The following is an 11508-nucleotide window of genomic DNA, read 5'->3' on the forward strand; positions in this document are numbered from 1 at the left end:
CTCAACAATTCCCAAAGATGTCGGCGAGGCTACAGAAAAACCGAGATGTCCTCGGTGTTGACGACATAGATGAACTCGTCCCACGCCTCCTGATCGGAAGCGAATGTTTCACTCCAGCCGGTGACCTGCTGTTCTAAGCTTGTCACTTCCATATACCAAGCGGCGCTGCCAGAAGGTTTGAAGATTTCCACGATGACGGTAATGCCGTTGTCGGTGTAGCGGCCGGAGAGCTGTGAACGTTCACGCGAGGGTCGGTCTATCGAGTCCATAGGAGCTTGCTGATCGATGAATGGGCAGGGATTATCGCGGGTGTTTCGATAGGCTGCAAGCGGGCGTGCGCAATCAAAATCCGAACAGAGCTTCAGGTTGGAGAACCGGCGGGCGGAGGCGCTATCGGTTCAAGGCACGGGAACCTTGTCTCGCACCGGTCTCCTTTAAGGCTGATCAGGCGATCGCAGCCCATCGCCGCCATGCGCCGCAACCTGGCGAACGTCATTCCCGCGCCATGCTTTCGCACTCAAGCGTATCGGTTCGCCCACATGCGCGGCACTCAACCGTTATCATGGACGCTTTCACCTGACGGAGGTGGCGCTGAGGTCGAGACTGCGATTTCTTTTGGTTTCAAGCGTATCTCAGCCTTAAGTCTATGGGGATGCGAGGCTCCCAAAATTTTTCTTCAACTCTCTAATCCACTCGACCCGATTTCTAGCGATCTGATTCACAACGAGAATCCGCGAGATTGCTAAAATTATGAGACTCTATTCCTATTTTCTGGCCGCTTGACTCTTTTCTCCTAACGGAACAGATACAGAACATCAACTGTTCTGGCGGCATGACGTCGCCTTGTTTTCAATCAACGCGAACCGAAAGGATTCCGCGAATGATGTCGGCTGTCCGCGCCCAAGTCCTGGCAGATCTGCGCGAACGCATCTCTTCGATTGAAGGAGAAGGCGCCAAGAAGGCTGGCTGTCTGCCATTTGGCGTGGCAGAAATTGATGCGATCCTGCCGGGCGGTGGGTTGGCGCAGGGCGCTCTCCATGAATTTGCTGGCGGCGGGTCCGGCACGGTCGACGGAGCTGCAGCAGCACTGTTTGCAGCCGGGATCGCTGCACGCACCAAAGGCCAGGTCGTCTGGTGTCTCACACGGCCCGATCTGTTCTTCCCGGCACTGGCTCAGGCTGGGCTTCATTCCAAGCGGGTGATCTTTGTCGAAAGCGACAAGGAGGAGGATGTCGCTGCGAGCATGGAGGAGGCGCTGTCATACGGTGGTCTCGGAGCGGTTGTCGGCGAAATGGTCAGGCTGCCTATGGTCGTCAGTCGGCGGCTCCAACTTGTGGCGGAGCGGACCGGGACAATCGCTCTCGTAGTGCGTCGATGGCGGCGTCAAACCGAAGCGAATGATTTCGGTCAGCCGACGGCAGCGATGACGCGTTGGCGTGTGAGCGTTCTGCCTTCAGAGGCGCTCCCGGTTCCCGGGATCGGGCGGCCAAGATGGTTTCTGGAATTAATGAGATCGCGTGCGGGCGAGTGTGCTGAGTTTTACGTCGGAGCGTGTGATGACAAGGGTCGTATCCATCTATCTTCCGGATCTGGCCACGGACAGGATCAGGCGGGACGATCCCGCTATTCCGGATGACCGTCCGATCGCCGTCATCGCCAGTAGCGGTGCCAAGCGCTGGGTGTCTGCGGCCGATCATACCGCGAGACAGATCGGTGTCAGGGTGGGGATGCCAGCCGCCAAGGCGCAGGCAATCTTTCGGGGGCTTATGCTCGTCGATGCGGACCCCGCAGCTGATGCCATGGAGCTGGATCGCCTCGGCTTCTGGGCGCTCGGGCATTATTCACCGATCGTTGCCGTCGATGGCACCGATGGTCTCGTTCTCGATACGGAAGGCGCCGATCATCTCCAGGGCGGCGAGTTGCCGATGATCACCGGCATCGTCAACATGTTTCGTGGCAGAAGGCTCACCGCCCGGGCCGCAATTGCAGACACCTGGGGGGCAGCGCATGCCTGCGTGCGGGCCATCAAGCGTGACACGGTGATCGTGCCGCGCGGCGAGATCGTCCGCGCCGTCGAGAAGCTGCCGATTTCCCTGCTGAGGCTTCCGGAGAAGGTGGTGCAGGACCTGCGGGTTCTCGGCTTCCAGTCGATCGGAGAACTATCGAACACGCCAAGGGCACCGCTGGCCCTTCGCTTCGGGCCGGAAGTCGGCCGTCGTCTCGATCAAATGTTCGGACGCATGAACGAGCCCATCGAGCCCATCCGGACCGCCGACCTCGTCGAGGTCTCACGATCGTTCCAGGAGCCCATTGGCGCTGCCGAGACGATCAACAAATACGTTGGTCGGCTGGTTGTGCAGCTCGTTGCCGAACTGGAGAAGCGCGGGCTCGGTGCCCGGCGCACGGATCTGATAGTCCACAAGGTCGACAACACGATCCAGGCGATACGGGCCGGAACGGCGAAGCCCGCGCGCGATATCGCCTGGCTCACCAAGCTTTTCCGCGACCGAACCGAAAAGATCGAGCCGGGCTTTGGCATCGAGAAGCTGACGCTGGTGGCTGTGTCCGCGGAGCCCTTGGCGCAAGAGCAGAAGGTTTCCTCGCTCGTGGAGGAAGAAAACAGCGACATCACGCCGCTGATCGATGTTTTCGCCAATCGCGGGCAGCGGGTCTACAGGGTTGCTCCCTTCGCCTCCGATGTCCCGGAGCGCAGTATTCAGCGAGTGTCCGCCGTCGCGGAAGCCGTCGAAGAAGGATGGGTCAGTCATTGGCGGAGACCGGTTCGCTTGTTCAGCCGACCCGAGCAGATCCAGGCGATCGCGATGATGCCGGACTATCCGCCCGCCACCATCACTTGGCGCGGCAAACGCCACCGCGTCAGAAGGGCCGATGGCCCTGAGCGCATCTTTGGCGAGTGGTGGATGCGGCCGAGCGAGCTCGAAGCTGTTCGCGACTATTTCGTTATCGAGAACGATGACGGCGAGCGCTTCTGGATTTTCCGCTCCGGCGACGGCGTAGGTCCGGAGACCGGATCGCACAAATGGTTCATGCACGGGATCTTTGCATGAAGTATGCCGAACTCCAGGTAACGACGCATTTCAGCTTCCTGCGAGGGGCATCGTCCGCACAGGAGCTTTTCGCCGCCGCGAAGGCACTCGGCATTGAGGCACTTGGTGTGGTTGACCGCAATTCGCTGGCTGGGATCGTGCGCGCGTTGGAAGCATCGCGTGACACGGGGCTTCGCCTCGTGGTCGGATGTCGTCTCGATCTGCAGGATGGCATGTCGATCCTGGTCTACCCGACCGACAAAGCAGCCTACTCCCGGCTGACCCGGTTGATTACGCTCGGCAAGGGCAGGGGTGGCAAGGACAATTGCATCCTCCACCTCGATGATGTCGCCCTTTACGCAGACGGCCTGATCGGCATTCTCGTGCCGAACCTCCCAGATGAGATTTGCGCCGTGCAGCTGCGCAAGATGGCAGAGATTTTCGGGAGGCGGGCTTATGTCTCGCTCTGTCTTCGACGGCGGCCGAACGATCAGATGCGGCTCCACGAGCTAGCGAACATGGCGGCGAAATTCCGCGTCAAAACCGTCGTTACCAACGATGTACTTTTCCATGAACCGTCCCGACGGCGCCTCCAGGATATTGTCACATGCATCCGTGAAAGCACCACGATCAATACGGTCGGGTTCGACCGGGAGCGGTTTGCCGACCGTTTTTTGAAACCACCGGAGGAGATGGAGCGGCTCTTCCCCCGATATCCGCAAGCACTCGCTCGGACGATGGAGATCGTCGAGCAGTGCAGGTTCTCGCTTGAAGAGCTGACCTACGAGTATCCCGAAGAGGCCTTGATCGATGGCATGGACGCCCAGCAGTCCCTCGAACAGTGCGTCCGTGACTGTATCCCGATCCGCTACCCCGAAGGCTTGCCGCAAAAGGTTCTGAGATCCGTCAGGCACGAGCTCGACCTTATCAAGGAGATGGACTACGCGCCCTACTTCCTGACGGTCTACAGCATCGTCCGTTTCGCCCGCAGCCAGGGCATCCTTTGCCAGGGCAGGGGATCGGCGGCAAATTCAGCGATCTGTTACATCCTCGGCATCACCAGCATCGATCCGGAAACCAATGACTTGCTGTTCGAACGTTTCGTCTCCAAGGAGCGGAACGAGCCGCCGGACATTGATGTCGACTTCGAGCACCAGCGGCGCGAGGAAGTCATTCAGTGGATTTACAGGACTTATGGCCGCGACCGGGCGGCACTGGTTTGCACCGTCACCCGCTACCGGGCCAAGAGCGCCATCAAGGACATCGGCAAGGCGATGGGCTTGCCCGAGGATGTCACCAAGGCCCTTTCATCCGGTCTCTGGTCGTGGTCGGAAGAGATTACCGAGCGCAATGTCCGCGAGCTGAACCTCAACCCGGACGACTACCGCCTGGTGACGACACTTCGCCTTGCCCGCGAGCTGATGGGCGCCCCCAGGCATCTCGGTCAGCATGTCGGCGGCTTCGTGCTGACGCGCTCGCGCCTCGATGACCTCGTGCCGATCGAGCCGGCAGCCATGGAAGATCGTCAGGTGATTGAATGGGACAAGGATGATGTCGAAGCCCTGAAAATGATGAAGGTCGACGTGCTGGCGCTGGGCATGCTGACCTGCATGCAGAAGGCGTTCGATCTGATCCGCGAGCATAAGGGAGAGGATCTCGATCTCGCCAGGGTCAAGCAGGAGGACAGCGCCACCTACGCGATGATCCGCAAGGCCGATACGCTCGGGACGTTCCAGGTCGAGAGCCGCGCGCAGATGTCGATGCTGCCACGACTGAAGCCTCGGACATTCTACGATCTGGTTGTTCAGGTGGCGATCGTCCGGCCGGGTCCGATCCAAGGCGACATGGTGCACCCCTATCTTCGACGACGCGAGGGCAAGGAACCGGTCGAATACCCGACGCCTGAGCTCGAAGCCGTGCTTGGCAAAACGTTGGGCGTGCCGCTGTTTCAGGAATCGGCGATGAAGGTCGCGATGGTCTGCGCCGGATTTACAGCTGGCGAGGCCGACCAGTTGCGCAAGTCGATGGCGACCTTCAAGTTCACCGGCGGTGTCTCCCGCTTCCAGGCCAAGCTGATCGACGGCATGATCAACAATGGCTACACGCGTGAATTCGCCGAGAGGACATTCAAACAGCTGGAGGGATTTGGATCCTACGGCTTCCCGGAGAGCCATGCCGCATCGTTCGCCCTGATTGCCTATGCATCCTGCTTCATCAAATGCCACTTTCCGGATGCCTTCGCCGCCGCGCTGATGAACTCCCTTCCGATGGGTTTTTACGCGCCCGCCCAGATCATTGGTGATGCTCGCAAGCATGGTGTCGAAGTACGGCCCATCTCGGTTCAGCATTCGCGATGGGACTGCACGCTTGAAGAAATTCCGGGATCCGACCGCCATGCCATCCGGCTTGGCATGCGGCAGGTCGATGGATTGGCGGTCGCAGACGCCGCGCGGATTATTGCTGCCCGCATGGAGCGGCCATTCGAAACTGTCGATGATGTCTGGCGACGATCTGAGGTGCCGGCCGAGGCCTTGGTTCAACTGGCCGAGGCCGATGCGTTCCGTCCGGCGTTTGGCTTGGAACGGCGAGATGCCCTATGGGCGATCAAGGCCCTCCGCGACGAGCCGCTCCCGCTGTTTGCCGCGGCAGCGGCACGGGAGGAGAGAGCCGTGGCCGAGCAGCAGGAGCCGGAGGTAACATTGAGGCAGATGACCGAAAGCCACAACGTCGTCGAGGATTATGCCCATGTCGGATTGACGCTCAGGGAGCATCCCATATCCTTCCTTCGCCGGAATCTCACGGCTCGCCGGATCGTCACCTGCGCCGACGCGATGAATGCAAGAGACAAGAGTTTTGTCTGCGCCGCCGGTCTCGTGCTGGTCCGCCAAAAGCCGGGCAGCGCCAAGGGGGTGATGTTCATCACCATCGAGGATGAGACTGGCATTGCCAACGTGGTCGTGTGGCCAAGCCTGTTCGAAAAGCGACGACGCGTCGTGCTTGGTGCCAGCATGATGGCGATCCACGGCAAGATCCAGCGCGAGGGTGAGGTCGTTCATCTGATTGCGCGGCAGCTTGAGGATCTGTCTGGGGATCTTGCAGCCCTGTCCGATCGCGATTCCGAGTTTAAGCATCCGACCGGACGCGGCGACGAGTTCGCCCATGGCTCACCGGGGGGTGGGGATGCCCGGGATCGGCCGAAACCGAACAAGGTTCGCGATATTTTCGTACCGGATCTTCACATCGACACGCTGAAGGTGAAGAGTAGAAATTTTCACTGAAACATGACGTCCAATTACATCGACGCAAATAGCGTCGTTGGACTGGATGCTCCTCCCAAAGCAACCAGTCCAACGAGAGCCTCGGAAGGCAAGAGCCACGTCGAGGCCTCGTGAACCTATGCGGTTGTAGCGCACTGTCAAGCGCACCGATGCTGACTGATAGGGGAACAATGAGAGCCGGGTCCTGTTCTCGTTTCAGACACAGGAAGGAAAACAAATGGACAAGCTCGCAGACGACTTCATCACCGCGCTTCATCAGCTCGAGAAAACATCGGATGTCGATGGCATCACCGCGCTCTTTTCTGACAAGGCGGTTCTATCAAATCCACTGACAGTTCATGACGCAGATGATGGCGGAGCGGCGAAAGCTTTCTGGACGGCATATCGTGCGCCATTCGAGGAAATATCCTCTGAGTTTGTCAGCGTCGCGGAAGGCGAGGGGAGCGCGATGCTGGAATGGCGAAGCGATGGCGTGATCCAGGGACAGGCTATCTCCTACAGTGGCGTCAGTGTTCTGGAATTTGCAGACGATCGGATATCCTCGTTCCGTGCCTATTTCGATCCGCGCGAACTTGTGGCCCATGTCGGAAGCCCGCAAAACTCTGATGATCTGACGCCAAGCGATGTCGAACTTGCCAGCCAATAGAGCCAGTAAGAGACGATGGAACATTTCCGCTCTGGCTGGGTTCGCTTTACGAGGTCGCGGCGTGCCAATCGAACACGACGGAGATGGTGAACGCATCGGTTTTTCCGGTTTCTCGATGCGAGCAACGAAGCGCCAGGCGAGCACCTAACCTGTCCGCCGCGATCCTCAATCTCTCAAAGCCGCCTGCATCATCCGCCGAAGCCGGATTTACAGCGGATTGACCTCTGGCTTCCCCGTGAACCTTGATGAGTTCACGTCTCTCGAGACCCGATGAAACTCTAACACGCCGTCGAGATTCTGGTTTTCCAAAAGCTCTTTCGCCCGCGCACCGCTTGTCGCGGGATCAAGCCACTCCTTATAAGCCGCCGGATCGAGAATTGCGGGCTGCCTGTCGTGCAAACGCGTCATCGGCTCTGCCGAGGGCATGGTGATAATGGTGCAGCTGGTGATGCCGAGTTTTTCATTATGCGCCCACAGTCCGGCAAACGAGAAGGGGTTGCCGCCGGGCTGGGTGATAAGCCACGGGTCCTTCTTGCCATCGTCCGGATTGACGGTCCACTCGTAGAACCCATCGGCCGGGATCAGGCACCGCTTCGACTTGAACGCATCGCGAAACGCCGGCGATGTTCCGATGGTCTCGATCCGAGCGTTGAACATCGCGCCCTTGGGCAGTTCCTTTGCCCAAAATGGTACCAACCACCACCGCGCGATCTGTGCAACCTGTTTGCCCTCGACATCGTTGTGAACGATCAGGACATCTTGCGACGGGGCAATGTTATAGCGAGCCTGGGTATTTCGTCCGCGTTCCTGAGCGGAGTCCAGCTCGTACAAATCAAGAAAGGCTGGCCACTCATGCTCGAACGTAAACCTGCCGCACATCGGATCATTGTCTCCTGAGGATCGAAAGGTCGCGATCGACGTCGCGGTTCGCGATTATCCCTAGCATCAAATGATCGGCAAGCTCGACCATGGCAGCGGAGACTTCTTCGGGTCGCCAGCCAGCTTTCACGGCTGCCTCAGAAAATGCTCCTGCCATCGCTTCCTGACATTGCAGAAATCGATCCGGGTGCTTGTCAGTCGCGGGCGCGGCTATACGTTTCATATCCAAGACATGTGGCTTGCTCGCCTGCGGTCAAGATACCGGAAGAGTGCAATCATCAAGCCGGTCCGGCACGGAACATTTCGACCTTTGATCTGGTTCGTCACGGACAGAGGAGATTTGATATGACCGACCCAAAAGACCACCCCGAACAGGATCCTGCCGAAGGTTCGCGTGAGACGATTGAGCGCGACCTGCAGAAGCAAGACAATAAAGATGAGACCCCAAAGAACACGTCCGATAGGCGTCCATCAGGAGACGATGCGGGCGCCGAGGCAGCCGAGCCATCACCAGGAGGGTAAACGCACCCTGGGGCAATCGCCTGGGGTAGAGGAGAGGAAGCCGTATGACGGACATTAGCCGGACGAACAGAAGGGTGTTACGACTTATAGCTGTCGGCGTGATTGTCGCGATCGCGGCCATTTTGGGAAGTTATCTCCTTGGGCCAGCCACCAATCCTCGCACAACATCGTCCGTTTCGGTGCCCGCACATAATGAGCCAAACAATCTGGCGGCACCAGCAAACCCCTCAGGTGGGTCTAACCCCTAACGAGTAAGCGTCAATGCCTCAAACCACTTTCGGTAAGGCGTGCTCTTCGCGAGCTTGCGATTATAGTCGGGTGCCCCATCCGTCCACCACACCGGACCGCGCTCGCCTAACGCGGTTTTCGCGGTATCAACTTGGGCACGGGCGGCAGCTCTTGCCTCTTCATCGTCTTTCGCGTCCTTGACCGCTCTGCGAGCATTCATGAGCTCCGAGACGAGCGCCTGTCGTTGGTCCTGATCCAGGTTCGGATTGCTCAACCTCCAAAGTCGCCCTCGGACCACCATGTAGCGACCGTCCGGTGTGTGTGGAAACGGTTCACGCTGCGTCAAATCCGCCCCTGTGCTCGGGTCGACCGGCCCAAAGTCCCACTAGGACTTTTCGCGGCGAGCACGTCGCTTTCTCGCACCCAGACCTTCCCATCTAGCTCTTCGCCCCGCCGAATGCTGGCTGCCGCAAGGTCACGATACAACTCGGCGTAGCGGACAAGCCGCCTCAACGATTTCTCCGGCGGAGAGGCTGTGGCCTTCATCGCCTCGCAGGTGACGATGACCAGCCAGACCGATGATCCATCGGTCACGGCGATTTGGCCGTTCTCGAAATAGATAAACGGCGCAGGCTCACACAGCCGGATCTCTGGTTCTTCGTGCATGTCAGCCTGCCTTTTTCTTTTTGAGATCGGCCTCAACGCTCTTGCGTAGGGCATCCATGATGTTGACGACATTCGATGCCGGCGCATCCTCTGTCTTTTTGCCCTTTGCGGCCCTCCTGGGCTTCAGCCGCTTCTTTTTCTCGGCGATCAACTTCAGCAGGCTTTCCTGGATTGGATCGCTGACCATGTCGGGCGACCAGCGTGCGGTCTTTTGTTTGATCAGCTTCTGCACCAACGGGATGAGGTCTGGATCGGCGTCGTCATCGATATCCTCGAAGTAGTTCTCTTCAGGCCGAACCTCATCGCCAAATCGCAACGACCATAGGACAATGCCGTCGTCCCGCGGTTCGAGGACAACGGCTCGCTCGCGCCGACCGATCACCAGCTTCGAGACGCCGACGACCTTGTCGGCCTTCATCGCATCGCGCATGACGGCAAAGGCTTCGTGCCCGACGGGATCGTCCGGCATCAGATAGTGGGGTTTTTCCAGATACACCCACTCGATGCTGTCGGCCGGCGCGAACTTCTCGATATCGATTGTCTTCACCGTATCCAGCGCCACGGCGTCGAGATCGTCGTCCGTGAGGATCACGTAATCGTTCTCGCCGCGGGCATAACCCTTGGCCTCGTTCTCATCCTTCACCGGCTTGCCGGTGACTGAGTCGATGTATTGGGAGACGACACGATTGCCGGTTTCCCTGTTCAGAGTATGAAACCGAACCTTTTCCGCTTCTGACGTCGCCGGCATCATCGAGACCGGGCATGTGACAAGCGAGAGTTTTAAATAGCCCTTCCAATAGGGGCGAAGTGCCATGATCTCGTCTCCTCATCCGGCCTTGCGCTGCGGGGCAGCTTTCGAAGAGGCGGTCTTCGATGCCGCCCCGCGCGCGGCGCGCTGACGGCCACCACCCTTGTTGGCGTTGGCCGCAGTGCGTTTCGGTTTGTCGCTGGCGGATTTGCCGAGGCCAGCGCTTTCGCGTAGCGCTGCCAAAAGGTCGTTCGGCTTGGAGACCTCGACCTTTTTGCGTTTCGGCAGAGCTTTACCCTCGATCTTGGCTTTCACCAGCTCGGCCAGTGCCGCCTCATAACGATCGTCGAAGGCCGCAGGATCGAAGTCGCCTTTCTTTGTCGAAATGATGTGCTTGGCGAGATCCAGCATCTCGCCCTTGATCCTGATTTTCGGCATGTCTTCGAAGGCTTTCTTCGATGACCGAACTTCATAGTCGTAGTTCAGCGTAGTGGCGATCAGCCCCTTGCCGTGTGGGCGGATGAGAACGGTCCGCATCCGCCGAAACAGGACAGTTCGGGCGATCGCTGCGACTTTCGATCTGCGCATGCCGTCTCTCAGGGCAGCAAAGGCGTCTGTGCCGATCTTGTCGGGCGTGAGGTAATACGGCTTGTCGAAATAGACATCGTCGACGTCCGAGCAGGGAATGAAGGCTTCAACCTCCAGCGTCTTGTTGCTTTCCGGAATGGTGGCGGCCACTTCCACTGGATCGATAATGATGTATTGGCCATTCTCGATCTCGAAACCCTTGGTCTGGGCTTCCTTTGGTACAGGCTCTTCTGTGTAGCTGTCGATGAACACGCGATTGACGCGGTTTCCGGTCGCGGTGTTGATCGTATTGAATGTGATCCGCTCCGAGGTCGAGGCGGCCGTGTAAAGCGCCACCCCACACGTCACTTCGCCAAACTTGATGAAGCCTTTCCATTGAGCGCGCTGACCGGCCATATCGAACTCCTCGCACAAGACGCAACCTATGCGATTCAACTGCGTCATCTGCGACTCAGTTCCGACTCGAAAAACGAATCATTTTCAATGGCTTGATTCAGTTTTCCACCGTAACCAGGAGATTCAAATCAAGCCTCTGGATTCGATGCATCTTTTCGGGCGCGCGCGAGTTATCCGCTTATCGCAACCGATGGAGAATTCAGATGTCGAAGAGAGAACTGATCGATACCGGAACCGACAAGCGCTATGTCCGCCGAGAAGCCAATCGGATCAATCTTCTATGAAGATTGGTGGTGTTATGCTGAAACAATGCACCTTTTCGTTCTGATGTCGGCAGTTCGTATTCGTTGTCTAATCGCCTGCATCGGGTCAAGCGGATTTTAAACAAGGTACTTCGTTGCCGTGTTGCGAGCGCGACATCTTTTCTAGATTTTCTTTCGACATCTTTCAGTCCTGCAAATTCGTCCTGTGCTGGGAGCACGGTTGTCTCCGCGGTCGACATGCAGTCGC

Annotated in this window: 12 protein-coding genes; 5 read left to right on the forward strand and 7 right to left on the reverse strand. The window is 58.4% G+C overall.

The annotated features are described in order from the left end of the window. Nucleotides 1-29 precede the first annotated feature (29 nt). On the reverse strand, nucleotides 30-269 hold the full coding sequence (locus tag JNB91_RS18140) for a hypothetical protein (protein WP_220326901.1): 240 nt from the start codon (nucleotides 267-269) through the stop codon (nucleotides 30-32). Between the two features lie 614 nt (nucleotides 270-883). On the opposite strand from JNB91_RS18140, the gene JNB91_RS18145 reads away from it, so the two are divergent. The 4 genes from JNB91_RS18145 to JNB91_RS18160 all read left to right on the forward strand — a co-directional run bounded on the left by JNB91_RS18145 (nucleotide 884) and on the right by JNB91_RS18160 (nucleotide 6971). Then, on the forward strand, nucleotides 884-1636 hold the full coding sequence (locus JNB91_RS18145) for an ImuA family protein (protein WP_220326928.1): 753 nt from the start codon (nucleotides 884-886) through the stop codon (nucleotides 1634-1636). After that, nucleotides 1557-3068 (forward strand): Y-family DNA polymerase, encoded by a 1512-nt coding sequence (locus JNB91_RS18150; RefSeq protein WP_220326902.1) that lies wholly within the window; start codon nucleotides 1557-1559, stop codon nucleotides 3066-3068. The genes JNB91_RS18145 and JNB91_RS18150 overlap by 80 nt, the downstream gene beginning before the upstream one ends. Beyond that, complete coding sequence (locus tag JNB91_RS18155) at nucleotides 3065-6325, forward strand: error-prone DNA polymerase (RefSeq protein WP_220326903.1); 3261 nt, start codon at nucleotides 3065-3067, stop codon at nucleotides 6323-6325. The genes JNB91_RS18150 and JNB91_RS18155 overlap by 4 nt, the downstream gene beginning before the upstream one ends. 217 nt (nucleotides 6326-6542) lie before the next feature. Further along, nucleotides 6543-6971 (forward strand): nuclear transport factor 2 family protein, encoded by a 429-nt coding sequence (locus JNB91_RS18160; protein WP_220326904.1) that lies wholly within the window; start codon nucleotides 6543-6545, stop codon nucleotides 6969-6971. A 207-nt stretch (nucleotides 6972-7178) separates the two neighbouring features. Here the strand turns inward: JNB91_RS18160 and JNB91_RS18165 are convergent, their stop codons facing one another. Next, entirely contained in the window at nucleotides 7179-7850 is a 672-nt protein-coding gene (locus JNB91_RS18165; RefSeq protein ID WP_220326905.1) for an SOS response-associated peptidase, read from the reverse strand. Nucleotides 7851-7854: 4 nt separating this feature from the next. Beyond that, a complete protein-coding gene (locus tag JNB91_RS18170; RefSeq protein WP_220326906.1) occupies nucleotides 7855-8073 on the reverse strand; it encodes a hypothetical protein in 219 nt (72 codons plus the stop codon). A gap of 122 nt (nucleotides 8074-8195) precedes the next feature. Between JNB91_RS18170 and JNB91_RS18175 the strand changes: the two genes are divergently transcribed. After that, entirely contained in the window at nucleotides 8196-8372 is a 177-nt protein-coding gene (locus tag JNB91_RS18175) for a hypothetical protein (RefSeq protein ID WP_220326907.1), read from the forward strand. A gap of 570 nt (nucleotides 8373-8942) precedes the next feature. On the opposite strand, the gene JNB91_RS18180 is transcribed toward JNB91_RS18175, so the two are convergent. The 4 genes from JNB91_RS18180 to JNB91_RS18195 form a co-directional block, all read right to left on the reverse strand. Then, nucleotides 8943-9266 (reverse strand): hypothetical protein, encoded by a 324-nt coding sequence (locus tag JNB91_RS18180; RefSeq protein ID WP_220326908.1) that lies wholly within the window; start codon nucleotides 9264-9266, stop codon nucleotides 8943-8945. A 1-nt stretch (nucleotide 9267) separates the two neighbouring features. Next, nucleotides 9268-10080: a non-homologous end joining protein Ku gene (ku, locus tag JNB91_RS18185; protein WP_220326909.1), complete on the reverse strand. Its 813-nt coding sequence runs from the start codon at nucleotides 10078-10080 to the stop codon at nucleotides 9268-9270. A gap of 12 nt (nucleotides 10081-10092) precedes the next feature. Further along, a complete protein-coding gene (gene ku, locus JNB91_RS18190) occupies nucleotides 10093-10998 on the reverse strand; it encodes a non-homologous end joining protein Ku (RefSeq protein ID WP_220326929.1) in 906 nt (301 codons plus the stop codon). Nucleotides 10999-11242: 244 nt separating this feature from the next. Beyond that, a partial coding sequence (locus JNB91_RS18195; protein ID WP_220326910.1) for a hypothetical protein occupies nucleotides 11243-11508 on the reverse strand: 266 nt, incomplete at its 5' end.

Origin of the sequence: Aliirhizobium wenxiniae, assembly GCF_019511445.1 — a bacterium.
In the GTDB taxonomy this organism is placed as follows: Bacteria; Pseudomonadota; Alphaproteobacteria; order Rhizobiales; family Rhizobiaceae; genus Neorhizobium; species Neorhizobium wenxiniae_A.